At 75.0% G+C, this 25,092-nt stretch carries 21 protein-coding genes, 1 pseudogene and 1 CRISPR repeat array; of the genes and pseudogenes, 6 read left to right on the top strand and 16 right to left on the bottom strand.

Annotation, left to right across the window (positions count from 1 at the left end; all coding sequences use genetic code 11):
* Positions 1-4 precede the first annotated feature (4 nt).
* The 7 genes and pseudogenes from paaD to EV190_RS15680 form a co-directional block, all read right to left on the bottom strand.
* A complete protein-coding gene (paaD, locus tag EV190_RS15710) occupies positions 5-523 on the bottom strand; it encodes a 1,2-phenylacetyl-CoA epoxidase subunit PaaD (RefSeq protein WP_394345535.1) in 519 nt (172 codons plus the stop codon).
* Positions 517-1,392 (bottom strand): 1,2-phenylacetyl-CoA epoxidase subunit PaaC, encoded by an 876-nt coding sequence (gene paaC, locus EV190_RS15705; protein WP_133742321.1) that lies wholly within the window; start codon positions 1,390-1,392, stop codon positions 517-519. The genes paaD and paaC overlap by 7 nt, the downstream gene beginning before the upstream one ends.
* Positions 1,393-1,431: 39 nt before the next feature.
* Positions 1,432-1,740, bottom strand: coding sequence for a 1,2-phenylacetyl-CoA epoxidase subunit PaaB (gene paaB, locus EV190_RS15700; protein ID WP_133742320.1), 309 nt, complete (start codon positions 1,738-1,740; stop codon positions 1,432-1,434).
* The gene (paaA, locus tag EV190_RS15695; protein ID WP_133742319.1) at positions 1,737-2,711 is read right to left on the bottom strand and encodes a 1,2-phenylacetyl-CoA epoxidase subunit PaaA; all 975 of its coding nucleotides are present in this window, start codon (positions 2,709-2,711) and stop codon (positions 1,737-1,739) included. The genes paaB and paaA overlap by 4 nt, the downstream gene beginning before the upstream one ends.
* Before the next feature lie 954 nt (positions 2,712-3,665).
* A CRISPR array of direct repeats spans positions 3,666-4,550; the repeat unit is 29 nt; unit sequence GGGACCATCCCCGCGTGCGCGGGGAGCAC.
* A 181-nt stretch (positions 4,551-4,731) separates the two neighbouring features.
* Positions 4,732-5,775: pseudogene (locus EV190_RS15690) on the bottom strand (MinD/ParA family ATP-binding protein); the annotation flags it as partial.
* A gap of 323 nt (positions 5,776-6,098) precedes the next feature.
* Positions 6,099-6,566, bottom strand: coding sequence for a PPOX class F420-dependent oxidoreductase (locus tag EV190_RS15685; protein ID WP_133742317.1), 468 nt, complete (start codon positions 6,564-6,566; stop codon positions 6,099-6,101).
* A gap of 198 nt (positions 6,567-6,764) precedes the next feature.
* Complete coding sequence (locus EV190_RS15680) at positions 6,765-7,094, bottom strand: histone-like nucleoid-structuring protein Lsr2 (RefSeq protein WP_133742316.1); 330 nt, start codon at positions 7,092-7,094, stop codon at positions 6,765-6,767.
* Between the two features lie 571 nt (positions 7,095-7,665).
* On the opposite strand from EV190_RS15680, the gene EV190_RS15675 reads away from it, so the two are divergent.
* Both EV190_RS15675 and EV190_RS15670 read left to right on the top strand, forming a co-directional pair.
* Positions 7,666-8,934, top strand: coding sequence for an AI-2E family transporter (locus EV190_RS15675; RefSeq protein WP_166655473.1), 1,269 nt, complete (start codon positions 7,666-7,668; stop codon positions 8,932-8,934).
* Between the two features lie 154 nt (positions 8,935-9,088).
* On the top strand, positions 9,089-10,018 hold the full coding sequence (locus tag EV190_RS15670; RefSeq protein WP_133742314.1) for a sulfite exporter TauE/SafE family protein: 930 nt from the start codon (positions 9,089-9,091) through the stop codon (positions 10,016-10,018).
* A 55-nt stretch (positions 10,019-10,073) separates the two neighbouring features.
* On the opposite strand, the gene EV190_RS15665 is transcribed toward EV190_RS15670, so the two are convergent.
* Both EV190_RS15665 and folE read right to left on the bottom strand, forming a co-directional pair.
* Positions 10,074-11,294, bottom strand: coding sequence for an NAD(P)/FAD-dependent oxidoreductase (locus EV190_RS15665; protein ID WP_133742313.1), 1,221 nt, complete (start codon positions 11,292-11,294; stop codon positions 10,074-10,076).
* On the bottom strand, positions 11,294-11,869 hold the full coding sequence (gene folE, locus EV190_RS15660; protein ID WP_133742357.1) for a GTP cyclohydrolase I FolE: 576 nt from the start codon (positions 11,867-11,869) through the stop codon (positions 11,294-11,296). The genes EV190_RS15665 and folE overlap by 1 nt, the downstream gene beginning before the upstream one ends.
* Positions 11,870-12,054: 185 nt before the next feature.
* Here folE and EV190_RS15655 point away from each other — a divergent pair, with 185 nt between their 5' ends.
* Positions 12,055-12,735 carry a helix-turn-helix transcriptional regulator gene (locus EV190_RS15655; protein WP_133742312.1) on the top strand — a complete coding sequence of 227 codons (681 nt, stop codon included), beginning with the start codon at positions 12,055-12,057 and terminating at the stop codon, positions 12,733-12,735.
* Positions 12,736-12,811: 76 nt separating this feature from the next.
* On the opposite strand, the gene EV190_RS15650 is transcribed toward EV190_RS15655, so the two are convergent.
* Positions 12,812-13,540 (bottom strand): class I SAM-dependent methyltransferase, encoded by a 729-nt coding sequence (locus tag EV190_RS15650; RefSeq protein WP_243742603.1) that lies wholly within the window; start codon positions 13,538-13,540, stop codon positions 12,812-12,814.
* A gap of 171 nt (positions 13,541-13,711) precedes the next feature.
* Between EV190_RS15650 and EV190_RS15645 the strand changes: the two genes are divergently transcribed.
* The 3 genes from EV190_RS15645 to EV190_RS15635 all read left to right on the top strand — a co-directional run bounded on the left by EV190_RS15645 (position 13,712) and on the right by EV190_RS15635 (position 17,797).
* Entirely contained in the window at positions 13,712-15,706 is a 1,995-nt protein-coding gene (locus EV190_RS15645; protein WP_133742311.1) for a condensation domain-containing protein, read from the top strand.
* A complete protein-coding gene (locus tag EV190_RS15640) occupies positions 15,703-16,785 on the top strand; it encodes a saccharopine dehydrogenase NADP-binding domain-containing protein (protein WP_133742310.1) in 1,083 nt (360 codons plus the stop codon). The genes EV190_RS15645 and EV190_RS15640 overlap by 4 nt, the downstream gene beginning before the upstream one ends.
* Positions 16,786-16,873: 88 nt before the next feature.
* Positions 16,874-17,797, top strand: coding sequence for an NAD(P)/FAD-dependent oxidoreductase (locus tag EV190_RS15635; protein WP_243742607.1), 924 nt, complete (start codon positions 16,874-16,876; stop codon positions 17,795-17,797).
* Between the two features lie 63 nt (positions 17,798-17,860).
* Here EV190_RS15635 and EV190_RS15630 read toward each other — a convergent pair whose 3' ends face one another.
* The 6 genes from EV190_RS15630 to EV190_RS15605 are packed head-to-tail and all read right to left on the bottom strand — an operon-like array spanning position 17,861 to position 25,075.
* On the bottom strand, positions 17,861-19,030 hold the full coding sequence (locus EV190_RS15630; protein ID WP_133742308.1) for a class I SAM-dependent methyltransferase: 1,170 nt from the start codon (positions 19,028-19,030) through the stop codon (positions 17,861-17,863).
* Positions 19,027-20,394, bottom strand: coding sequence for a class I SAM-dependent methyltransferase (locus EV190_RS15625; protein WP_133742307.1), 1,368 nt, complete (start codon positions 20,392-20,394; stop codon positions 19,027-19,029). The genes EV190_RS15630 and EV190_RS15625 overlap by 4 nt, the downstream gene beginning before the upstream one ends.
* Positions 20,384-21,817: an ABC transporter ATP-binding protein gene (locus tag EV190_RS15620; RefSeq protein WP_243742602.1), complete on the bottom strand. Its 1,434-nt coding sequence runs from the start codon at positions 21,815-21,817 to the stop codon at positions 20,384-20,386. The genes EV190_RS15625 and EV190_RS15620 overlap by 11 nt, the downstream gene beginning before the upstream one ends.
* Positions 21,814-22,611, bottom strand: a complete 798-nt coding sequence (locus EV190_RS15615) for an ABC transporter permease (protein WP_133742306.1) — start codon at positions 22,609-22,611, stop codon at positions 21,814-21,816. The genes EV190_RS15620 and EV190_RS15615 overlap by 4 nt, the downstream gene beginning before the upstream one ends.
* Positions 22,608-23,546 carry an ABC transporter permease subunit gene (locus EV190_RS15610; RefSeq protein ID WP_133742305.1) on the bottom strand — a complete coding sequence of 313 codons (939 nt, stop codon included), beginning with the start codon at positions 23,544-23,546 and terminating at the stop codon, positions 22,608-22,610. The genes EV190_RS15615 and EV190_RS15610 overlap by 4 nt, the downstream gene beginning before the upstream one ends.
* Positions 23,546-25,075 (bottom strand): ABC transporter substrate-binding protein, encoded by a 1,530-nt coding sequence (locus EV190_RS15605; protein ID WP_133742304.1) that lies wholly within the window; start codon positions 25,073-25,075, stop codon positions 23,546-23,548. Before EV190_RS15605 ends, EV190_RS15610 begins: the two co-directional genes overlap by 1 nt.
* Positions 25,076-25,092: the final 17 nt, after the last annotated feature.

Genomic DNA, 25,092 nt, shown 5'->3' with positions numbered 1-25,092 from the left:
GGTCTCAGATCTCCTTGAAGTGCTCGAAGGGTTCGCGGCAGGCGCGGCAGCGCCACAGGGCCCGGCAGGAGGTGGCCCCGAAGCGGGACAGCTCCTCGGTGTCGGCCGAGCCGCAGCGCGGGCAGCGCACGGCCGGGCGGGTGGGCCCCAGCACCAGCGGCACCGGGCCCGGCGCGCGGGCGGGCGCGGGACCGGGTGGGGAGACGCCGTGGTCGGCGAGCGCGCGCCGCCCCCGTTCGGTGATCCAGTCGCTGCTCCACGCCGGGGACAGCACGGTGCGCACCTCCACCCGGCCGTACCCGGCCTCGGCCAGGCGGCGGCGCACGTCGGCGCCCATCTCGGCCAGGGCGGGACAGCCGGAGTAGGTGGGGGTGAGGGACACCCTGACGGTGCCGTCCGCGGTGACCTCCACGCCGCGCAGGACACCCAGGTCGGCCAGGGTGAGCATCGGCAGCTCCGGGTCGGGCACCGACCCGGCGACCGCGCGGGCCCGCCGCTCGGCAGCGTCCGCCCCGGTCACCACGTCGCCTCCGGATGCTCGCGCGCCACCGCCTGCAGCTCGGCCAGCAGCGGGGCGAGTTCTCCGCTGTGGACGCCGTCCCTGCCCCCCGGCGCGGGCGGCGGGACCTCGTCCGGCCGGTCCAGGGTGGCCGCCTCCAGCACCCGGGCCAGCACGCCGACGGTCTCCTCGCGCGTGTCGGCCGGGTCCACGGCCACGCCCGCCGCCGCGAGCCGGGTCTCCACCGCGTGCGGGGCGAACAGCTCGCCCAGGAGCGGCCACACCGCCGCGACCCCCTCCGTCATGCGCTCGTGCGAGTGGCGGGTGCCGTCGCCCAGGCGCAGCGTCCACTGCACCGCGTAGTCGCGGTGGTAGGCCAGCTCCTTGGCGCCCTTCTCCGCGACGGCCGCCAGCACCGGGTCGGCGGATCCGGCGAGCCGGGTGAACACCGCCAGCCGCCAGGTGGCGAAGACCAGCAGCCGCGCGGTCGACCGGGCGAAGTCGCCGTTGGGCGCCTCGACCAGGCGCACGTTGCGGAACTCCGACGCGTCCCGGTGGTAGGCGAGGGCGTCCTCGTCGCGCCCGGTCCCGTCCGCCCGCCCGGCGCGGGCCAGCAGCGGCCGGGCCTGGCCGATCAGGTCCAGCGCGATGTTGGCCAGCGCCACCTCCTCCTCCAGTTCGGGCGCCGCCGTGCACCACTGGATCAGCCGCTGCGCCATGACCAGCGCGTCGTCGCCCAGCATCCGGCAGTACAGCGCCAGGTCGGCGCCGTCCACCCCGGCCGGGAGCGCGGCGTCCACCCCGGGCCGGGCCTCGGCGAACCCCGTCCCGAACGCCCACCGGTCCTCGGTGTCGGCGTGCTCGTCCGCCAGTCCCTCGTACGGGCTGTCCACCTGCTCCTCCTGGGCGTTCGCGTCGGCGGCTCGGCCGCCTCAGATGTTCGGGACGTCGTCGGGAACCGGGTAGAAGGTCGGGTGCCGGTACACCTTGTCCCCGCTGGGCGCGAAGAACGGGTCCTTCTCGTCGGGACTCGACGCGGTGACGTCCTGGGCGCGCACCACCCAGATGCTCACCCCCTCGTTGCGGCGGGTGTACAGGTTCCGGGCGGCGTGCAGCGCCATCTCCGCGTCGGCGGCGTGCAGCGAGCCCACGTGCACGTGGTTCAGGCCACGCTTGCCGCGCACGAACACCTCGAACAGCGGCCACCCGCCGCACCCGCCCGCCCGGTCCGCACCGCTCATGCCGCCGTCCTCCCGCCCCCGTGCTTGGTCGCGTAGGCCGTCGCGGCCTCGCGCACCCACGCGCCGTTCTCGTGCGCCGCGCGGCGCCGGGCGATCCGCTCCGCGTTGCACGGCCCGTCGCCGCTGATCACCCGCTTGAACTCGGCCCAGTCCACCGGCCCGAAGTCGTAGTGGCCGCGCTCGGCGTTCCACGCGAGGTCCGGATCGGGCAGCGTCACCCCGAGCCTGCGGGCCTGGGGCACGCTCATGTCCACGAACCTCTGCCGCAGGTCGTCGTTGGTGTCGCGCTTGACGCGCCAGGCCATCGACTGCCGGGTGTTGGGCGACTCCGCGTCGGGCGGGCCGAACATCATCAGCGAGGGCCACCACCAGCGGTCCACCGCGTCCTGCACCATCGCCCGTTGCCGGGGGGTGCCCTCCATCATGCGCAGCAGCAGCTCGTAGCCCTGGCGCTGGTGGAAGGACTCCTCCTTGCAGATCCGCACCATGGCGCGGGCGTAGGGGCCGAAGGAGCTGCGGCACAGCGGCACCTGGTTGCAGATGGCCGCGCCGTCCACCAGCCACCCGATCACACCCACGTCGGCGAAGGACAGCGCGGGGTAGTTGAAGATCGAGGAGTACTTCTGCCGCCCGTCGACGAGCCGCTCCGTCAGCTCCGCGCGGTCCACCCCCAGGGTCTCGGCCGCGGCGTACAGGTACATCCCGTGCCCCGCCTCGTCCTGCACCTTGGCCAGCAGGATCGCCTTGCGCTGCAGGCTGGGCGCGGAGGCGATCCAGTCGCCCTCGGGCTGCATCCCGATGATCTCCGAGTGCGCGTGCTGCGCCACCTGGCGCACCAGCGTCCTGCGGTACCCCTCCGGCATCCAGTCCCGGGGCTCGATCCGCTGGTCCCCCGCGATCCGCGCCTCGAAGTACGCGTCCAGCTCCGCCTCGGTGAGGCGCTCGTCAGCGGCTTTCACCTCCGCGGCCATCACCACCCCTTTCCTACCGAACATTCGGTCGGTAATTATTCTGATGCCCATCCCCCGCCGGGGCAACCCCTGCCTCGCGGGCATGGGGCCGTCCCCGCACGCGGGAAGCGCCAGGGAGCCTCCGGAGCGGGGGTCGTTCAGGGGTGTCCGGGGGTGTTCGAGGCTCTGTCGGGGCGAGGTCCCCTCGGGACCTGTTACGACGAGCAGCGACGGCGGGTGCGGGTCGAGGTCGCGCCCACGACGTCCGTTGCGTGGGGGTTCCGCTGACGGTCTTGGGCTTTCTGCCCGTTTCGGGGCCAGGAAGGGCGGAAATCCCACGATCATTCCGGGTGGGGGCGGAACCGGCCCTCGAATGTCCGGTGATCTTGCTGTCCCCCCCGAAGTCAAGGTTCTCGGGGGGAAACAGCAAGATCACCAACGGAAACCACGCGAAACGGACACCGTGGGCGCGGCCCCGACCCGCACCCGCCGTCGCTGCCTGCTGTCACCTCGCGGTTCGCGGGCGTGAGGCCGAGGCCGAAAGGCCCCCGAAACACCGATGCCCGAATCACCCCCGCGCCCGAGACTCCCTATGGGGGTTCCGGCGCGGGGGTGATTCGGGGCTCTGCCGGGGCGGGGTCCCCTCAGGACCTGTTACGACGAGCGGCGACGGCGGGCGGGGCCGGAGGCCCGCGCATAACCGCCGGATGTCCGCTGCGCGGCGGTTCGAGGGCCGGTCCCGCCCTCCCGGAACGATCATGGGCTTTCCGCCCTTCCAAGCCCCGAAACGGGCAGAAAGCCCAAGACCGTCAGCGGAACCCCCACGCAACGGACGTCGTGGGCGCGGCCTCGACCCGCACCCGCCGTCGCCGCCCGCCGTCACCTCGCGGTTCGCGGACGTGAGGCCGAACGACCCACCCAAAGCACCAGCACGCCAAACACCCCCGCGCCGGAAACCCCACAGAGGCAAAAGCTCTGACCATCCCCGCGTGCGCGGGGAGCACGGCCGGGAGCGCGCGCAGGAGACCGCCGCCCGGGGACCATCCCCGCGTGCGCGGGGAGCACGTTTTCGGCGACGCGCACGTGAACGTGCACCTGGGACCATCCCCGCGTGCGCGGGGAGCACGTTTTCGGCGACGCGCACGTGAACGTGCACCTGGGACCATCCCCGCGTGCGCGGGGAGCACGCGCTGGCCTTTGCGGCGGTGCGCGCGGTGCCGGGACCATCCCCGCGTGCGCGGGGAGCACCGGTGCTCATAGTCGATGAGTGCCCGGGGGACGGGACCATCCCCGCGTGCGCGGGGAGCACATCACCGTGATCATCCCGCTCCCCAAGGACTCGGGACCATCCCCGCGTGCGCGGGGAGCACCACCAGCGGCTCGCAACCTTCCGAAGCTTTTTTGGGACCATCCCCGCGTGCGCGGGGAGCACGGACGTCGTCGCCGGGGGGTAGGGGGGAGGAAGGGACCATCCCCGCGTGCGCGGGGAGCACTTTCTGGTGGCGAATCCAGGAATGGCAGTCGCCAGGACCATCCCCGCGTGCGCGGGGAGCACGATTTGACCCGCAGGCAGAACAGCGCGTCCACGGGACCATCCCCGCGTGCGCGGGGAGCACTGCGTGCACGAACTGCCGGGCCTGCCGGTTCGGGGACCATCCCCGCGTGCGCGGGGAGCACCGAACCCAAAGCCCCGATAACCTGCTAGGAGTGGGACCATCCCCGCGTGCGCGGGGAGCACCCGGATGCGGTAGCGGGCCGCGGTGTGCCCGTGGGACCATCCCCGCGTGCGCGGGGAGCACCCTGTCGAAGCGCACTTGCGTGGCCCGTGCGGGGGACCATCCCCGCGTGCGCGGGGAGCACTCTTGATGACCTGGGAATCTACCAGGGGACAACCCTTGTTTCATTCGCTTCCCGAAAAACAGACAAAACACCCACAGCTGGTTCGGCTCGGGAAGCAGCACTTCTGACATCACCGGCCCTTCCCGCTCGCCCTCGGGGGCTTCCTCATCGGTGATGCCCCGCACGGGTCGGTTCCGGTGGTTCAGCGGGTCCGGGCGAAGGCCTCGGCCAGGACGGCGGCCAGCTCGGTGTAGGCGTCGCGGGTCGCCGGGCGCAGCGCGCGCAGGTCCACCTCGCCGCCCTGCTCCAGGTGCGGGTCGAAGGGCACCCGCACCACCGCGCGGCAACGCTCGGCGAAGTGCTGCTGCAACCGGTCCAGGTCCACGCCGGACCGGTTGTCACGGCGCACCATCGACAGCACCACCACCGCGTCGCGCACCAGGGCGGCGTGCCCGTGCGCGCGCAGCCAGTCCAGGGTCGCCGAGGCACTGCGCGCGCCGTCCAGCGACGGCGGGCTCACCAGCACGATCTGGTCGGCCAGCGCCAGCACCGCGCGCATCGCCGAGTGCAGCAGGCCGGTGCCGCAGTCGGTCAGCGCGATCGAGTAGAAGCGCTCGATCAGGCGGCACACCTCGCGGTAGTCGGCGTCGCTGAACGCCTCCGACACCGCCGGGTCCAGATCCGAGGCCAGGATCTCCAACCGGGAGGGCGCCTGGGAGGTGAAGGCGCGGATGTCGGCGTAGCGGTAGATGCGCGCCCGGTCGTTGAGCAGGTCCCGGATACTCGTGGCCGTCTCGGAGCGGACCTTGTCGGCCAGGGTGCCCCGGTCGGGGTTGGCGTCCACCGCGATCACCCGGTCCCCGCGCAGCGACGCCAGCGTCGCCCCCAGCGCCGCCGTCGTGGTGGTCTTGCCCACCCCTCCCTTGAGCGAGAGCACCGCGATCCGGTGGTGGCCCCCCGACAGCGGCGTCTTCACCACCGCGACCCGCTCCCGCCTCTCCACCTCCACCGCCGACTCCCCCGGACGCACCAACCCGAACGTCGCGTTGTGCACCGCCTTGCGCCAACCTCCCGACGGCGCCCGATGCGCCGGACGGAACAACGTCTCCGCGTCCAGCACCGTCAACGCCACCGACGACTCGCACACACCCGCGTCGGCCTCGACCGCGCCCTCGGCGTCCCCCTCTCCCGCCGCGGCGGCTTCCGGAGGAGCCTGAGCCGGAACCGGACCGGGAAATCCGGCGGGAACCAGCCCTTCGTACACGCCCCACATGCCCGCCGGATCGGGAGGACCGCCTCGGCCATTGACCCGGAAGGTGTTTTCTTCCATTAGCGCCCGTTTTCATTCATCGCCATTGACCGTGTTTACGAGCACAGGACTTTATCCCAAGAAGAACACGGCACACACCACGCGGCTTACAGGGGAAACACCCGTACCGGAATTTCTTCGGTCCGGATTCCCCCCTCGCCACGGGGGCCGTGAAACCACTCCGACATATACTCGGAAAGCTCCCGGAAATACCCGCAGGCGGTCTTCTCAACGACTTTCCGGCGGCGCTCCGGCGCGCGTCAGTCCTGGACGAGGCGGGGCGGGAAACCGCCGGTGGCGATGGGGCCCCACCGGTCGATTCGGACGCGGATCAGCGACTTTCCCTGCCGGGCCATCGCCTCGCGGTACTCGTCCCAGTCCGGGTGCTCGCCCGCGACGCACCGGAAGTACTCGACCAGGCCCTCCAGCGCCTCAGGCATGTCCAGGACCTCGGCCCGGCCGTCGACCTGGACGTACGGCCCGTTCCAGTCGTCGGAGAGCACGCAGACCGACACCCGGGGGTCGCGGCGGGCGTTCCGGGTCTTGGCCCGCTCTGGGTAGGTCGACATCACGAGCCGCCCCCCGCCGTCCACGCCGCAGGTCAGCGGGGACATCTGCGGACGGCCGTCGGAACGGGTGGTGACCAGCAGGCCCCGGTGGCGGGGCCGCAGGAACTCCAGCAGCGCGTCGCGGTCGACGCGGTCGGCGGTGGCGATCGACGGTGCCATGGAAACTCCTTGTGTGGTGACGGCCGGGAGGCCCGTCAGCGTATCCGCCCCGGTCGCCCCACGGGGACGCGCCACCACCTGGTCCGGTCGCCCGCTCCGCACCGCCCGTCCCGACGCCGGCGCCCCGGAGGACCCGGTGCGGCGCCGACGCCACGACCGGCGGGAGGGACGGCGGCCCTCCGCGCGCGCTCCTCGCGGTCAGCCCTGGGCGGCGTTGTACTCGTCCAGGATCGACTGGGGGATGCGGCCCCGCTCGTTGACCTCCTTGCCCTGGGCCCTGGCCCACGCCCGGATCTCCGCGCTGCGCTCGCGGCTGGGGACGCCGCGCTGCCTGATCCCCTTTCCGGCCTTCGCGGGGACCTTGCGCGCGACCTCGGTGAAAGGCGCGAGCGCGGCACGCAGCTGGGTGGCGTTGGGACCGCTGAGGTCGATCTCGTAAAGGGATCCGTCGAGCCCGAAGACGACCGTCTCCTCGGCCTCGCCACCGTCGATGTCGTCAACGAGGAGCACTTGAACCTTCTGCGCCATGGGGCGATCTCCATCCATCGATAAGGCCTTATGGCAAGAAGTAATCTATATCGCGGGAACCGCTCGAACCGCGCCATTTCCGAGATTCGGCGATGTTCCGCCTCGCGGTTTTCCCTTCTTCCGCAGGATCCCGACAAGCGACAGCGCATAATGGATACGCGGACCAGAAGTGGATCCGCGCCGCGCTCCCGGGGCACCCGCGCGGAAGCGCGCGGCCGGGGCTCCGCGCCTCCCCGCGGAGCGGCTCGGCGGTCCCGGAGCCCCCATTCCGTCCGGTTCCGCCGCCGGGCCCGGTATATTCGCGCTTTCCAGGCGAAGTCGAAAGCGGGCACGGGATTCCGCGTCCGGCTTCGTCGAGACCGGACCGTTTCAGCCCCGAATCACCGGGGACGTCCGAGCAGAGGACTCCCGGCCCGCTTCGGGGGCTCCCCGCTCGGGGCCCCGCCGTCCGGCCGGCACGACACCCGGCGGTCCCGACCGCCTCATGGTGTTCCCGATCGACCGGTACGGGTAGCGTCTCGTCCTGTCCGACACACCACCGCACTTCCCACCGGCCCCGACAAGGAAACCCGTGTTCGACCGCCTGCGTGCCGCTCTGGGCGTCCACCGCTCCGGTGGTGAGGACGCCCCCTCCCCCCAGCCCCCCGACCGGCCCCCGGCCGCCCCGCCGTCCGCGACCACCGCGACCACCACGACCACCGAGAACACGGGGTCGGTCCGGGTCGGCCTCGCGGCCTCGATCGTCGCCCGGTGGTCACTCAGGGCGCTCGCCATCGCCGCGGCGCTCTACATCGCCGGCTGGCTGGTCCAGCAGACGTGGTCGCTGCTGCTGCCGCTCGTGCTGGCGCTGCTGCTGTCGACGATCCTGTGGCCCCTGATGCAGGCGCTGCGCCGCCTCATGCCGTCCGCCCTCGCCGCGCTCATCTCCATGCTCGGCTTCCTCGCCGTCCTGACCGGGATCGTCTGGGTGATCGTGCCCCGCGTCTCGGCGGAGGCCGGTGAACTCATCGACCAGCTCTACGAGGCCGTCGACGACTTCCGCGGATTCCTCGGCGGGCCGCCGCTGAACCTGGACAGCGACCAGGTCGCGGACATGCTCGACCAGGCGCTGAACCAGCTCCAGCAGCACCAGCAGGCCATCGCGACGAGCCTGCTCACCGGGGTCAGCTCACTGGGGTCGTTCCTGGTGAACTTCGTCCTGGTGCTCTTCCTGACGTTCTTCGTCCTCAAGGACGGGCCGCGGTTCCTGCCCTGGTCGCACCGCTGGCTCCCCGACCGGGGCAGGGGGCACGTCGACGCCCTGGCCGTGCGCATCTGGAAGACGCTGACCGGCTTCATCTGGTCCCAGGCGGCCGTCGCCTTCGTCGACGCCGTCCTCATCGGCACCGGGCTGGTGATCCTGGACATCCCCTTCGCCCTGCCGATCACCGTGGCGATCTTCTTCGCGTCCTTCATCCCGATCGTGGGCGCCATCGCCACCGGGATCCTCGCCACACTCGTCGCACTCATCGACCAGGGGTTCCTGATCGCACTGCTGGTCCTCGCCATTGTGCTCGTCGTCCAGCAGCTCGAAGGCAACCTGCTGCAGCCCTTCCTCGTCGGACGGACGCTGTCGCTGCACCCGGCCGTGGTCCTGGGAGCGGTGACCGTGGGCGGCACCATCTTCGGCATCATCGGGGCGTTCCTGGCCGTACCGGCGGCGGGGACGGCCATCACCGCCCTGCGCTACGCCCGCGAGCAGGCCGTCCGGCAACCGTCCGGACCCGCGGCCGAACCCATGCCCGGACCCGCGCCGGAGAAGAGGGACGAGGCCGCGCAGGCCCCCGGCGAGGAGCCGTGACGGAGGGGGCGGAACCCCGCCCCGGAGTCCGCGGGGCCCCGCCGGATGTTCCGCCCGGCCGGGCCCCGCCGGATTCCGGTGGCCCTCCGGCCACGCTTGGCCTACTATTCCTACTAAACAAGTCGGTAAAATGACATAACCATCTGGAGGCCTCGTGCGCACCCTTGTGCTCCTCGGCATCGTCGGATTCCTGGCCCAACTCGTCGACGGCAGTCTCGGCATGGCCTACGGCGTCACCTCGACCACCCTGCTCCTGCTCATCGGCACCAACCCCGCCGCCGCCTCGGCGACGGTCCACCTCGCCGAGATCGGCACCACCCTGGCCTCGGGCGTCTCGCACTGGCGGCTGGGCAACGTCGACTGGACGGTGGTTCGCCGCATCGCCCTGCCCGGCGCCGTCGGCGCCTTCGCGGGTGCCACCTTCCTGAGCCGGCTGTCCACCGAACTCGCCAAACCGGTGATGGCCGCCCTCCTGCTCTCGCTCGGCGTCTACATCCTGGTCCGCTTCACCGCCTGGGGGACGCCGCGCGACAACCTGGGCAAACCCCTGCGCAGGCGTTTCCTCGCCCCGCTCGGGCTCATCGGCGGATTCGTCGACGCCACCGGAGGCGGCGGCTGGGGCCCCGTGGGCACTCCCGCCCTCCTGGCCAGCGGCCGCATCGAGCCCCGCAAGGTCATCGGCTCCATCGACACCAGCGAGTTCATCGTCGCCCTCGCCGCCAGCCTCGGCTTCCTCCTCGGCCTGGGCACCGCAGGGGTCGACCTGGCGTGGGCCGCGGTCCTGCTCGTCGGCGGCGTGCTCGCCGCGCCCCTCGCCGCCTGGATCGTCCGGCACTTCCCGCCCCGCGTCCTCGGCTCCGCGGTCGGCGGCCTGATCGTCCTCACCAACACCCGCACCATCCTCGACAGCGGCTGGGTTCCCACCGCCCCCGTGGTCCACACCCTCCTCTACGCGCTCGTGTGGACCGCCTGGGCCGCCGCCGTCGCCTGGTCGGTGCGCGCCCACCTCGCCGACCGGCGCGTCCAGCGCGCCGCCGAGCCCGCCACGGCCGAGGAGCCTCCCCCCGTGCGGGCGGCCGACTGACCCGGCACCGGGACCGGGGGCGCCCGACCGGGCCCCCGGCAGCGGCCGGGGAGGATCACCCGGCGACGTCCTCCAGGGGAACCGATCCGTCGCGCAGCCGGGACTGGTCCACCTCGGTCCCCACGATCGCGCGGACCCGGTCGGCGGCGTCCCAGTCGTTGGCGTGCATCCCCGCGAGGACGCGGCGGCCCCTGAGCCAGAAGGCGGTGAACACCCGGCCCTCGGTGTCGCCCCGCAGGACCACCTCGTCGTACCCCTCGGGGCCGACTCCGCCGACGTACTCCATGCCGAGGTCGTACTGGTCGGTGAAGAAGTAGGGGAGCCGGTCGTAGCCGAGCTCCCCGCCGAGCATGTTCCGGGCCGCGACCCGGCCCTGCTCGATCGCGTTGTCCCAGTGCTCGACCCGCAGACGGCGCCCGAGAACGGGGTGGTAGGCGTTCGCCACGTCACCCGCGGCGAAGACGTCGGGGCGGGAGGCGCGCAGGAACTCGTCGACGACGACCCCGTTGTCGACCCCGATCCCGCCCGCCTCCGCCAGGTCGCTGTTGGGCCGCACCCCGACCCCCACGACCACGAGGTCGGCCGCGAGGACGCTCCCGTCGTCGAGGCGCACGGCGGCGCGGTCGCCGTCCCGCTCGACGGACGCCACCCGGGTCCCGGTGCGCAGGTCGACCCCGCGCTCCCGGTGCAACCCGGCGAAGACCCGGGCGACCTCGGGGCCGAGCACGCGCAGCAGCGGCAGTTCGAGCACCTCCACCACGGTGACCTCCGTCCCCGCCTCCCGGGCCGCGGCCGCCACCTCCAGACCGATCCAGCCCCCGCCGAGGACCACGATCCGCTGGCCCTCCCCGAAGGCGGCCTTGATCCGGTCGCTGTCCTCGATGGCGCGCAGGTAGGCGACGGGGGCTCCGCTGCTGTCGGCGGCCGCGAGGCGCCGGGGCGTGGCGCCGGTGGCGATGAGGAGCCGGTCGTAGCGCTGCGCGCCGTCCGCGGTCCGCACCAGGCGACCCTCGGTGTCGACTTCCAGGACCGGGGCCCCCAGGCGCAGGTCGACACCGTTGTCGCGGTACCACTCGGGCGGGTGCACGAACACGGATCCGAGTTCGTCACCGCCCTTCAGGTAGCCCTTGGACAGGGGCGGCCGCTCGTAGGGCCGGTGCCGCTCGTCGCCGTACACCACGACACCGCCGGCGAAGCCTGCCGCGCGGAGCTCCTCGACCGCCTTCGCGGCCGCGAGTCCCGCTCCCACCACCACGAACGTCTGCGTCCGGTTCATCACGCCTCCCCGCGTACGCCGGTCAGTGCCAGGAATTCCGCGCGCGCGGCGGAGTCCTCCCGGAGGTGCCCGAAGAACGCCGAGGTCACCGTCCGGGCGCCCGCCGCGCGGACGCCGCGCAGGCTCATGCAGGTGTGCTCGGCCTCGACCACGACGCCCACCCCGCGCGGCGCGAGCCGTTCCTGGAGCTTCTCGGTGACCTGCTTGGTCAGCCGTTCCTGAGTCTGCGCCCGATGGGCGAAGAAGTCCACGACCCGGGCGAACTTCGACAGGCCGAGGATCCGGTCGGCGGGGAGGTAGCCGACGTGCGCCACGCCGGTGAAGGGGAGCATGTGGTGCTCGCAGAGGGAGCGCACCGGGATCCCCTTCACCAGCACCAGCTCGTCGTACCCCTCGGTGTTGGGGAAGGTCGTCATGTCGAAGGACGGCACGGCCAGCATCTCCGCGTAGGCGTGCGCCATCCGCCGCGGCGTCTCCGCCATGCCCTCCCCGCCGAGGGGGAGGCCGAGCGCGGCGAGCAGGTCGGCGGCCGCCGCCTCGGCGGCCTCCAGGTCGGTCTCCGCAGGGGGGCGCATGACCCGCAGGCGCGACAGGACCGGCCGCGCTTCGGGCGCCTCCGCCTCCGTGAGGACGCGCTGGGCGTTCTGGTCGGACATTTCCGCCTCCGCGGCCGAAGTCGATACTCTAAAGGAGAACAATGCCGACTATAGAACCGTCGGTTTCTTAAGTCAATGAAACTCTTCTTTAGAAGGTCGATCCGATGTCTGACGAGTTGGCCGCCCAGGCCGCGGGGATCGGCGCCCTCGCGGAGCCCGTACGCCGCAGGTTGTACCTGTACGTCGCCGGAGAGCCGGACGCGGTCAGCCGCGAGCAGGCCGCGGAGGGGGTCGGCGTCCCGGCACACACCGCCAAGTTCCACCTCGACCGGCTTGTCGGCGAGGGCCTGCTCGACGTGGAGTTCCGCCGGCTGACCGGCAGGACCGGCCCCGGCTCCGGCCGCCCCTCGAAGCTGTACCGCCGCTCGGCCCGGCAGCTGTCCCTCTCCCTGCCCGAGCGCCGCTACGACCTCGCCGCGCGCGTCCTGGCGACCGCCGTGGACCGGGCCGCAGGCGGGGGCGTCCCTCTCGACGAGGCGGTGCGCGACGCGGCCGCGGCGGAGGGGCGCCGGATCGCCGCGGCGGGCACGGCGAGCGGCGGCTCGGAACTGGAGCGCGCGGCGGACCTGCTTGCGCGCAACGGCTACGAGCCCCGGCTCGCGGCCGACGAGGTCGTCCTCGCCAACTGCCCGTTCGACGCGCTCGTCCGGGAGCACACCGCGCTGGTCTGCGGCCTGAACCTGGCCCTGGTCCAGGCGGCGGTGGACGGCATCGGCTGCTCGGGGGTCGGCGCGCGCCTGGACCCCGCCCCCGGGCGGTGCTGCGTCAAGGCCTGCCGCCGGTGAGCGGCTCCGCACCGCGCCCCCGCGCTCCCGCCCCCGCGCCTCCCCGACGGACGCCGGGGAGGCCGCGGACCAGCGCTCAGGCGCGCCGGAGCACGTGGAAGCCCGCCTCGGCGGGGCCGTGCGGTTCGGCGGCGAGGCCGTGGGCGGCCGCCTCCTCCGCCAGGCGGGCGCCGGTGAGCGTCCACCAGTCGTAGGACACCTCGGTCTCCCGCTCCGTCCCGTCCTCGGCCACGACGCGGTAGGTCATCGTCCAGACCAGCCGGTCCGCGCCGGCCGGCTCGGCGCGGGCCCACCCCTCGTAGCGGTTGCGGCCCACGGCGACGTCCCCCATCCGGGCGAGCGGCACCCGCGCGGGCTCGTACGGGGGCGCGAGGTTGAGCACCGCGCGGCCTCCGGGGGCCAGGCGCCGCGCCAGCAGCGCCCACACCCGGTCGCGCTCCTCGGGCGGGAAGTGCCCGATCACGTTCATCGCGACCAGCGCGCCCACCCTCTCGGGCAGCCGCGCCCGGAGCAGCCCGTCCGCCAGGACGGTGACGCGCCGGCGCAGGTCCGGGTCGGAGACCAGTCCCGCCAGCAGGGCCGCCCGCATACCCGGCGACGGCTCCACGGCCACCACCTCGGCTCCGGGGAGCGCGCGGGCGATCACCCCGACGGCCAGGCCGCTGCCCGCCCCGACGTCCACCACCGGCCCGTCGAGGGCTCCGACACCCCCGAGCGCGTCCGCCAGCAGTCCGCCGAACCGCTCCCACCAGGGCCGGATCATCATGTCGATGAACTCGGCGGATGCCTCGTAGTGGTCGTTCACGCGCCCTCTTCCCACCGTCGGGTCGGGGGCGTTCGCCTCCGACTTGAGTGAAAACGATTATCACACCCATACAATCCGGGCAAGGCGGGCTTTTTCTCCTACAATGGAAATGATTATCGTTTTTATGTAACCTGGCGGAGCCCCTGACGTCCACCACTGGAGCAGCCGTCCATGACCTCCCCCTCCGTCTCCCCGCCCGCGCCCGGCCCGGACGGGACCGATCCCGTCGAGTCCGTCCTGGCCGGGATCTGGGCCGAACTCCTCGACCTGGACACCGCCGACCTGACCCCCGGGTCCAGCTTCCTGCGCCTGGGCGGCGACTCCGTCCTGGCCGTGCGCATGGCCGCGCTCGTGCGCAAGCGGCTCTCGGTGGTCCTGGCGCTGTCGGACGTGACCGTGGAGATCACCCTCGCCCGGCTCGCCGACCTGGTGCGCCGCCGCCGCACCCACACCGGCGCGGTGCGGGAGCTGCCGCTGGAGGTCTCCCGCCGCGCCGACCCGGCCGAGCCGTTCCCGCTGATGCCGCTCCAGCAGGGCTACTTCGTGGGCCAGCAGGGCGGCTGGGAGCTGTCCTACGACTCGGCCCACTTCTACGCCGACGTGGGGCTCACCGGCGTCGACGGCGACGAGGCCGCCGACGCGCTGACCGACGCCCTCGAACGCCTCGTCGAGCACCAGCCCACCCTGCGCGCCCGGGTCACCCCCGAGGGCCGCCAGTACGTCCTGGACCCGGGGGCGCCCGGCGCCGTTCCCCGGCTCCTGGTCCACGACCTGCGCGACGCGCCCGCCGACGAGGTCGCGGCCACGCTGGCCCGCGTGCGCGAGGAGATGGCCACCAGCGGCCCCGACCCCTCGCGCGGCCCCGGCCTGGACATCCGGCTCAGCCTGCTGCCCGGCGACCGGGGGCGGCTGCACACCGCGATGAGCCTGCTGGTCTTCGACGGCTGGTCCTCGACCGTGCTCAACCGGGAGCTGCTCACCCTGTCCTCGGACTGGAACGCCGTCCTGCCGCCCCTGGAGATCGACTTCGGCGACTACGTCTCGGCCCTGGCCCGGCTGCCCGAGACCGAGGCGTGGGCCGCGGACCGGGACTGGTGGTGGTCCCGGCTCGACGCCCTGCCCAGCCCTCCGGCGCTGCCGCTGCGCACCGACCCCAAGGACGCGCGCCCCGCCCTGATGCTCACCCTCGAAAGGCACCTGTCCCCCGAGCGCTGGGCCGCGCTGCGCCGCAACTGCGCCGAACGCGGCGTCACCCCCTCGACCGCGATGCTCACCGCGTTCTCCGTCGTGCTGTCCCGGTGGGCGGGGCACCGCTCGATGCTGCTCAACTCGCTGCAGCTCAACCGGCTGCCGCTGCACCCGGACATCAACCGCGTCGTGGGCGCCTTCGCCTCGACCATGCTGATCCCGATGGAGCTGCCGGCCGGCGCCGTGTTCGCCGACATCGCGGCCGACACCCAACGCGTGTTCGGCGAGCACGCCGCGCACAACCTGGTCTCCGGCGTCGAGGTCGCGCGCGAGCTCGGCCGCCGCCTGGACACCACCCGGCCCGTGGGTCCCGTCGTGTTCCAGAGCACCCTGGGCATGGACGCCGCGCTCGGGGAGAAGCACCCGGCCTCGGTCGGCCCGCTGGGCGAGATCTCCTTCGACGACTTCTACCACCAGCTGCGCACCCCCCAGGTGGCCCTGGAGGCGCGCGTCTACGAGCTCAACGACGAGATGGCCGTCGTCTTCTCGCTCGTCGAGGAGCTGTTCGACCCCGCGGAGGTCGACGCCGCGTTCACCGCCCTGGTCGAGCTGGCCGAGTCGCTCGCCGACGGCCCCGGCTGGGACGCCCCCGTCGAGCTGCCCGAGGCGCTCGACCCCCAAGGCGCGGGGCTCCGCCTCGGCCTGCCCGGGCCCGACCGGGTCGCCGAGGAGTCCGGGCCGTTGCGCGGCGACACCGAGCAGCGCGTCGCCGAGATCTGGGAGGAGCTGCTCGACGTCCCGGTGCTGGACCGGGGCGCGGACTTCTTCCGGCTCGGCGGGGACTCCCTGCTGGCCGTGCGCGCGCTGGCCCGGCTGGCCGGGGAGGCCGGACTGCTGCTGGGGGTGCGCGACTTCCTGGACGCGCCCACCGTCGCGGGCGTGGCCGCGGCGGCCCGGCCCGCCGGGGAGACGCGGTGAGCGGCCGCGTGATCGGCGTCCTGGGCGGCTCGGGCGCGGTCGGCCGCGTCGCGGTGGACCGCCTCTCCCGCTACGGGCTGGGCCCGCTGCGCGTGGGCGGCCGCGACCTCGGGCGCGCCCGCGCCGTCGCCGACGGGGCCCCCGGAGGCGCGGCCGAGGCCGTCCGGGTCGACCTGGGCGACCCGGGGTCGCTGGCGGCGTACTGCGAGGGCTGCTCGATCGTCGTCAACTGCGCGGGACCCTCCTACCAGGTGCTGGACACCGTCGCCCGGGCCGCGCTCGCGGCCGGGGCCGACTACGTCGACGCCGCGGGCGACGCGGTGGCCCTGCGCGCGCTGGCCTCGGACCCCCCGGCCGCGCTGGCGCGGCGGTCCGCGGTGTTCTCCGCGGGCCTCATGCCCGGGCTGTCGGGGCTCCTGCCGCGCGTCCTGGCCGAGTCGGGGCCGCTGGAGCGCCTGGACGTCTACGTCGGCGGGGCGGCGGCCATCGGGCCGCTCTCGGCGGTCGACGCCCTGCTCACCCGGGGCCCCGGCTTCGGCTCCGCGCTCGCGGCCTGGCGGGGCGGCCGGGTCGTCGAACGCGCCCTGGCGCCGCTGCGCTCGGTGGCCCTGCCCGGGTTCCGGGGCCGGGTGCACGCGTGGCCCTTCCTGTCCGCCGAGGCCGCCGACCTCGCCGCGGAACTGGGGGTGGGCGAACTGCGCAACTACACGGTCTACGTCTCGGAGCACATCCCCGAGGCGCTGGCGCGGGCCTGGGCGGCGGACGACCTCCCGGTCGAGGAGCACGTCCCCTCGGTGGTGGCCGCCGCCGACGCCGACATCGCGATCGGCGGCCCCTGGTACACCCTGCTGTTCCACGCCCGGCCCCGGGTGCGCGGCGGCGGCGCGCCGACCCGGCTGCTCCTGCGCACGCCCGACTCCTACGCGCTGAGCGGCGTGGTCGCGGCCCTCGCGGCCCGCGCCCTGGCCGAGGGCGCGGTGCCCGCGGGCGCGCACGCCGCGAGCGCGGTGCTGGACCCGCGCGGGGTGCTGGACGCCCTGTCCCGGGACCCCCTGGTCGACGAGGTCGACCTCGGGTGACCCCGCCCCGGTCGGGGCGGGCCCGGCACCACATGAACGGCGATGACCCCAGTTTCCACAGAAGTGAGGAAGTGTTCCGTTGTTCGACGTGATCGTGGTCGGAGGCGGCCCCTCGGGGCTGAGCGCCGCACTCGTGTTCGGCCGCCAGCACCGCAGGGTCCTGGTGGTCGACGGCGGCAGGGTGCGCAACGCCCCCGCCGAGGAGATGCACATGATGCTGAGCCGGGACGGGTTCCCCCCGGACCGGATGCTCGCCATCGGGCGCTCCGAACTGGCGGCCTACCCGTCGGTCGAGGTGCGCCCCGGAACCGTCTCCGCCGTCTCGGGGAGCGTCGGGGACTTCGAGGCGGTGCTCACCGACGGCACCCGCGAGCGCGCCCGCCGCCTGGTCCTGGGCACCGGCCAGATCGACGAGCCCTACGACATCCCCGGGCTGCGCGAGCGCTTCGGCAGGGGCGTGTTCCACTGCCCGTTCTGCCACGGCTGGGAGGTCTCCGGGAAGACGCTCGCCGTGATCAACTCCGATCCCGCCGACGCGACGCTCGCGGCCTACCTCGCCGACCGGTTCAGCTCCGACGTCGTGCTGTGCACCCACGGCGCGGAACCGCTTCCCGAGGAGACCGCCGCCAGGCTCGCGCTGCGCGGCGTGCGCGTGGACCCCGCCCCCGTGGCCGAGGTCGGCGGCGAACCCGGCGCCGTGTCCGTCCGCTTCGCCGACGGGCGCGTCCTGGCCCGGGGTGCGGTCTTCCACAAGGCCCCCACCCGCCAGCACTCCCCGCTGGCGGCGGGGCTGGGGTGCGAGATCCTGCCCGACGGGACGGTCCGGGTCGACGAACTCCAGCGGACCACCGTGCCGGGCGTCGCGGCGGTGGGCGACACCGCCAAGCTGCCCGCGGTCCCCACCGCCACGACACTGGTGGTCCTGGGCGCGGCCGACGGCGTCCGCGCCGCGGTGTGGATGGACGGCGACCTCTTCCGGGAGGACCTGGACCGGGACGCGGCCCGGGCCTGACCCCCTCCCGCCGGTGGTCCGGCGCCGGCGTCCCGGAACGCCGGCGTCAGGCCCGCCGGGGTGTCACCCCTCCTCGCGGCGGGCCGCGAGGAGGGTCACCGAGAAGGCGTCCAGCGGATGGCCCTCCTCGGGGGCGGCCAGGACGGGGGCCAGCCCTGCGGCCCGCATCTGGTCCCGCCACTCCGCGCGGGACAGGAAGATCCGGTCGGTGCCCGCCCGCAGGTCGTACGCTCCCGGCCCGGGCTCGCCCGGCCGCGCCGACATCAGGAACTGCATGGACGTCAGGATCTGGTACAGCTCCCGGCAGGTGTCGATGCACAGCAGCAGCCCGCCCGGCGCCAGCAGGTCGCGCACGCCCCTCAGGCAGCGGCCGATGTCGTGCGCGTTGTGCAGGACGTTCGCCGCGATCACCACGTCCCGCGACCCCGGCTCGACGACGTCCCCGCCCAGCGGGTCGCCGTTGAGGTCCAGCAGCGCGAACCCGGTCCCGGCGCGGCCCCCGAAACGCTCGCGCCCGATGTCCAGGAAGTACCGGGACACGTCGGTGAACAGGTAGTCCACGGGGCCGTCGCCGAGCGCGGCCAGCACGTCGGAGGTGGTCCCGCCCACGCCCGCCCCGATCTCCAGCACCCGGAGCGCGGCGCCGCCGGGCCGCCGCCCGGCCGCCCAGCACGCCACCTCGGCGGTCGCGGCGTTGACGTACCGGTTCACCGCGTTGTCCCGGTACGCCCCGTCGGCGGTGCCGGTCTCGCCGTCGGCGAACAGCAGGGCCTGCAGCGGCACCTCGTCGCGCAGCAGCGCGGGCAGGTTCCCGATGGCCCGCTGGAAGAACAGGGTCAGCTCCGGCGGGTAGCCCAGGCCGGTCCGGGCCTCCTCCAGCCCGCGCGCGGCCGCGCGCATCTCCCGGTTCCCCACGCGCCGCAGCCCCCGGTAGCGGCCGTCCGGCCCGCCCCCGTCGAGCAGGCCCTCCTCGCACAGCACCGCCAGCCAGCGCCGCAGGATCCAGCGGTGGCGCCCGGCCGTCCCGGTCGCCTCGGCGATCTCCGCCTCGCCGTGCGCGGCGCCGTCCCGGAACAGCCCGGCGTCGCGCAGGGCCCGGGCCATGCCCAGCAGGGCGACGCCCTCCAGGCGCCGCGTGAGAGCGGGCAGCTCCCGGAGGTCCGTCCCCTCGATGGCGCGCGCGGCCGCCCGCCGGGCCCGGGCCTCCAGCTCGGTGTCGGTCCCGGGGCTCACGCGGCCCCCTCCCGCGCGGGCCCGGCCAGCACGGTGACGGGAACGCCGCGCGCGTCGGGGCAGGCGCGGCGCAGGTGCGACCGGGCCGCCTCGGCGAGCCGCCGCTCCACGAACACCCGCAGCGGCTCGTGCGCGCCGCCCCCGCCCGCCAGTTCGGCCACCGGCCGGAAGCCCGCGCGCGCGGGCGCGCACACCGCCAGCGCGGCGGGGTCGAGCGGGTCGAGTTCGACGCACGCGTCGAGACCCGCCACGGCTTCGCGCAGGGCCGCCCCGGTCACCGCTCCCGGGTCGTCCACGAGCACCCCGTTGGGGATGCCGACCACCCGCACGGGCTCCTCCGCCAGCAGCCGGACCAGCGCCGCCGCCGGGTCGCTCCCGGCGTCCGGCGGCGTCCACTCCACGGTCGCGGGCTCGCGGCGGGGCTCGGGCGCGTCCACGGTCAGCACCGCGTCGAAGCGGTAGCGGGTGAGCTCGGTGTCGGCGGTCATCGTCTTGGCGCGCACGCCCAACCGCACCCGCCTCGGCGACTCCGCGGCGATCGACGCCAGCGCGGCCGGGTCGAACAGGAGCTCGTCGTCGCGCTCCGCGCGTTCGGCGGCGCGCGCGGCGACCTCTCCCTCCTCCGCGTCGGGGGCGGCGGCCCGCTCCACCCAGTGGCAGTAGGCGTCCAGCAGGCCCGCGTGGCGCACGTCGCCCACGACGACCGTGCCGCCGGGGCGCACCAGCGCGATCGCGTCCCGCACGACCGACCCCAGGTAGCCCAGGTCGGGGAAGCACTGCGTCACCGAGTTCAGCAGCACGCAGTCGGGCCGCGCGTCCGGGGCGCCCTCAGAGACGCGCTCCAGGGCCGCGCGCACCCGGTCCGTCCCCGTCTCGTGCGCGGCGGCGCGCACGAAGGCCGTGCCGGGCCACTCCTCGGCGGCGAGCCCGGCCACCACCGAGGGCGCGACGTCGGTGCCCACGTACCCGCGGACCCTTTCGCGGAGCCTGCGGGCCAGCAGACCGGTGCCGCAGCCCAGCTCCAGCACCAGCTCGGGGCCGCTCTCCAGGACCAGTTCCACGGTCCGCTCCACCCATTCGGCCATGTGCCCGGCGGGCAGCGGCAGCCCGGTGTCCGACGCCTTCCACCCCGACAGGTCCGGGTCCCGGGGGCCGTTCTCCTCCGCCGTGGTGTAGGTCCAGTCGTACAGTTCCCCCCAGTGGTCCAGGTACTCGGCGACGAGCGGCCCCGGCTCGGCTCCCGGGGCCAGCGCGGCGGCGGCCGGGGTCACGCGCACCCCGCCCGCGCCGTCCGGGCCCGCCGCACCGATCCAGGGGTGCCCGCGCAGCGCTTCGGCCGCCCGTTCGGCCAGTTCATCCGACATGTGAGTGCTCCGTTCGATGTGGTGGGACCGCGTCGGGGAGTCCGTGCTCCCGGACGCGCAGTACGCGGTGGGCGCGCGCGACGGCGCCGGGGGCGTGTGTGGCCAGCAGCACCGCGAGCCCGTTTCCGCACAGCTCCTCCAGGAGGGCCAGGACCGCGTCCGCGGTGTCGGCGTCCAGCGCCGAGGTGATCTCGTCGGCCAGCAGGACGTCGGGGCCGGCCGCGAGCGCGCGGGCGACCGCCACGCGCTGGCGCTGGCCGCCCGAAAGCTCCCGGGGCCTCCGCCCGGCCAGCGCCGGGTCCAGGCCCACCCGGCTCAGCAGCTCCCGGGCCTCCTCGCGGGCCCGCTGCGCGGACACCCCCCGAAGGACGCGCAGCGGCCGGACGACGGCCGCGCCCACCGGGTGCGCCGGGTTGAGCGCTCCCGCCGGGTCCTGGGCGACGAACTGCACGCCGCGCAGCTGTCCGCGCTCCCTGGCCTCGGCTGTCGCGGCCAGGGGGCGGCCGCGCAGCGCGACCGAGCCGCCGTCGGGCGGGTGCAGTCCGGCGAGCGCGCGCAGCAGGGTGCTCTTGCCCGATCCTGACGGCCCCGTCACGGCCACGAGCTCGCCCGCGCGCACCTCCAGCGACACGTCCTCCAGTACCGGCCTCCCCGGGTGGGACAGCCGCAGCCCCGAGGCGTTCAGCACCGGGGGGCCGCCGCGTCCGGGCGCGGGCCGGGTCGCGCGCGGCGGGGCCGGCGGCCGCGCGCCCACGGCCACGACCCGGTCCGCGACGCGCGCGACGAAGTCCGGGTCGTGCGAGACCAGCAGCGTCGCCCCGCCGCCCGCGCCGCGCCGCCGCACCTCGGCGGCGACCAGGTCCAGCGCCCCGGCGTCCAGGCCGCTGGTCGGCTCGTCCAGGACCAGCAGCGGCGGATCGGCCAGGATCGCCCTGGCCAGCGCCACCCGCTGGACCTGGCCCCCCGACAGGGTGTGCGGCCGGCGGCCCGCGACGTCGGCGGCGTCCAGGCCGAGCGCGTCCAGGAGCTCCAGCGCGCGCCCGCGCGCGGCCCGGCGTCCGCCCAGGGCGCGCGTGCGCCCCTCCAGGACCGCCGCCCGCGCGGTGAGCAGCGGGTTGACGGCCGAGGCGGGGTCCTGGTCGAGCACGCCCGCGTGCGCGCGCCGCCACCGGCGGGCCGCGCCGCCGGGGCGCACCGGCTCTCCCGCCCAGGTGACGGTGCCCGCCGTGCGGCGGAGGCCGGGCGGCAGCGCGTCCAGGACCGCGCGCAGCAGGGTGGACTTCCCGCAGCCCGACGGGCCCGCGAGCGCCACCGCCTCTCCCGGGTGCGCGTCGAGGTCGACGCCGGACACGATCGGGCGCCCGCTCCGGGCGGCCACGGTCATCCCCCGCACCCGCAGCAGCGGTTCCGGCGCGCCGGTCACCACGCCCCCACCGCCCCCCGGCCGCTCCGCTCGTCCGCGGCGCGGCGCGCCAGCACGGCCGCGACCAGCGCGGTCACCGTGAGGGCCGCGGCGGGCGCGACCAGCGACGGCGGGTTGAGCGCGGCCCCCGCCAGGTTCTCGCGCAGCATCAGCCCCCAGTCGGGCGCGGGCGGCTGCGCGCCCAGGCCCAGCATCCCGATCGCGGCGGCCGTCTGCAGGGCCGCGACGAAGCGCAGCCCGAGGTCGGCGCCCGCGATCCCGGCGACCGAGGGCAGCACCTCGCGCACCAGGATCGCCCCGGTGCGCTCGCCCCGCCCGCGCGCGGCCTCGACGAAACCGGAGTGGCGCAGCCGCCGGACGGTGTCGCGCACCACGCGCAGGGTGAGCGGGGCGCCTCCGCAGACGGTCGCCGCCGCGACCGCCGCCGGTCCGGGCAGCGCGACCGCCAGCACCATGGCCACCAGCAGGAACGGGACCCCCATCAGCAGGTCGGCCAGCCCCGACAGCAGGCGGTCGGGCCAGCCGCCGCGCCATCCCGCGACCAGGCCGCCCCACAGGCCGGCGGCCGTGGCGCACAGCGCGGCCAGAGCGGCGGTCAGGACCGGGCCGCGCCCGCCGGCCAGCACCCGCGACAGGACGTCGCGCCCCGCCGAGTCGGTGCCCAGGGGCGAGGCGGCGCCGGGCGCGGCCCAGGGGCCCGCGATGGACGAGGTCGGGTCGTGCGGGGCGAGCGCCCCGCCGAACAGGGCGATCCCGACGACGGCCGCCGCGAGCGGCCAGAACACGGCCCTCACGCGGGCACCCCCGAGCGGGGGTCGGTCAGCGCGGCCGCGGCGTCGGCCGCGGCCAGCCCCCCGACGACCACGGTCGCCGACAGCATCGCCACGGCCTGCACCACCGGCACGTCCCGGGTGGCGACCGCGCTGACCAGGAGTTCGCCCAGGCCCGCGTAGCCGAACACCGTCTCCACCACGGCGGTGGCGACCAGGAGCGACCCCGCGACCGTGGCCAGCACCCGCACGGCGGGCGCGAGCAGGAAGGGGAGCACGTGCCGCGCGGCCACCCGCCGTCTCGGCACGCCCCGCAGCACCGCGTCGGCGACGTGCGGCGCGGCCAGCGCGTCGGCGACCGCGCCACCGAGCAGGCCCGCCCCGTAGGCGGCCGCCGGCACCGCGAGCGCGAGGGCGGGCAGCACGAGCGTCTCGGGGCGGTCCAGCGGCGAGCCGCCCGCCGCCACCAGGGACACCGGCGGCAGCCAGCCCAGCGCCGCCGAGAACACCGCGACCAGCCCCGCGGCGAACGCCGCCTGCGGGACGGCGGCCAGCCCCGCGACCGCCCCCGCCGCCCCGGCGCGCACCCGCCGGGGCGCCGCACCCGCGGCCCACGCCATCAGGGCGGTCAGCGGCACCGCCACCGCGAGCGCCGCCCCGGCCAGGGCCAGGGTGGCGCCCGCGCGCGCCTCGACGAGCGCGGCCACGGGGCGTCCGCTCACCAGGGAGGTGCCGGTGTCCCCGGTGGCCATGGCGGCCAGCCAGCGCAGGTAGCGCTGGGCCGCGGGGTCGTCCAGCCCCGCCTCGGACCGCATCCGGGCGAGCTCGTCCGGTGTCGCGCCGCCGCCCGCGCGGACGGCCGCGGCGTCCGAGGGCAGCAGTTCGGTGGCCGCGAACACCATGATCGACACGGCGACCAGGACCACCGACGCCCGGACCGCGACGGCGACGACGCGCATCAGTCCGCCAGCCGCACCTGGTCGATGAACATCTTGTCGAACCCGGGGCCGTCGGGCAGTCCGGCCACGTTCGGCGCGGCCAGGTCCAGGCCGTCCCCGGTGCCCCACACGACGTAGCCGCCCTCGTCGCGCAGCTCCTCCTGGAGCCCGCCCAGGAGCGCGGTGCGCTTCTCCTGGTCGGCGGTTGCCAGCGCCTCGTCGAAGCCCTCGTCCCACTCGGGGCGCCGCCACGCGGTCTCGTTGGTGGGGGCGTCGGACAGCAGCGCCACGGTGGCGACGTCGGTGAACGGGATGCCGCCGTAGAAGCCGGTGTAGAAGGACTCCTGGGCGAACACGTCCGTCCAGTAGGTGTCCGGGGGGTCCGTGCGCACCTCGACGGTGACGCCCGCCTCGGCCAGCTGCTCGGCGTACAGGGTCGCCGCGGTGTCCATTCCCGGGTACGAGGTGGTGGTGTGCAGCACGACCTCCAGACCGTCGCCGTGCCCGGCCTCCTCCAGGAGTTCGCGGGCGCGCTCCAGGTCCCGTTCCCGTTGGGCGGTCTCGGGGCTGGAGGGGTCGGCCGGGGCGATCAGGTCGTTGCCGACCTGCCCGTATCCGAGGAAGACCGTCTCGACGAGCTTGTCGCGGTCCACCGCCAGACGGAACGCCTCACGCACGTCCGGGTCGTCGAAGGGCTCGGTGTCCAGGCGCATCACGAACGGGTACATCGTCACCGACGGGCGCCGCACGACCTGCCAGTCGTCGCCCTCGACCTCGCGCACCGTCGCGGGGTCGACGCTGCCCGCGACGTCCGCCTGTCCCGCGATGACGGCCTGCGCGCGGGCCCGCGGGTCGGCCACCGCCGAGATCTCCACGCGCTCCAGCTCGGGGGCGGGCCCCCACCAGTCGTCGTTCCGCTCCAGGACCGCGCTCTCGGCGCCGCCCTCGACCAGGGTGAAGGGGCCCGAGCCGATGACCGGCTCGGTGAAGTCGTCGCTGCCCTCGGGGACCACGAAGGTCACCGACTCCAGCGCCCGGGGGACCTCGGCGTAGGGCTTGCGCGCCACGACGGTCAGGGTGTGCTCGTCGACCACCTCGGACGCCGAGAAGTCGAACATGCCCAGGCGGCCGAAGTTCTCGGCGGCCTTGTCCTCGATGCGCCGCAGCGAGAACAGCACGTCGGCGGCGCGCACGGGGGAGCCGTCGCTGAAGACCGCGTCAGGGCGGAGCCGCACGGTCCACTCCACGAGCTCCTCGTCGACCGGCTCGATCGAGGAGGCCAGCCTCAGCTCGGTCTCCCCGTCCTCGCCCGGAACGGCCAGGACGTCGTACACCAGGCCGAAGCGCAGGGAGTCGGACTCGTTCCCGACGCCGCCGTGCGGGTCGTTGGTGGCGGTGGCGGGCGTGCCCACGGCGGCGTAGCGCAGCAGGGCGACGCCGGCCTCGGCCTCCGTCCCGTCTCCGGCTCCTCCGCAGCCGGAGAGCAGCAGGACCGCTGCCAGGAGCGCGGCCCCTGATCGTCGGCGGCCGGAGGGTCGGTGCGTCTTCATGGTCTTCCTCTTCTTCG

The organism is Actinorugispora endophytica (assembly GCF_004363075.1).
Taxonomy (GTDB): Bacteria; Actinomycetota; Actinomycetes; order Streptosporangiales; family Streptosporangiaceae; genus Actinorugispora; species Actinorugispora endophytica.
This window is presented reverse-complemented; position numbering and strand designations above follow the sequence as displayed.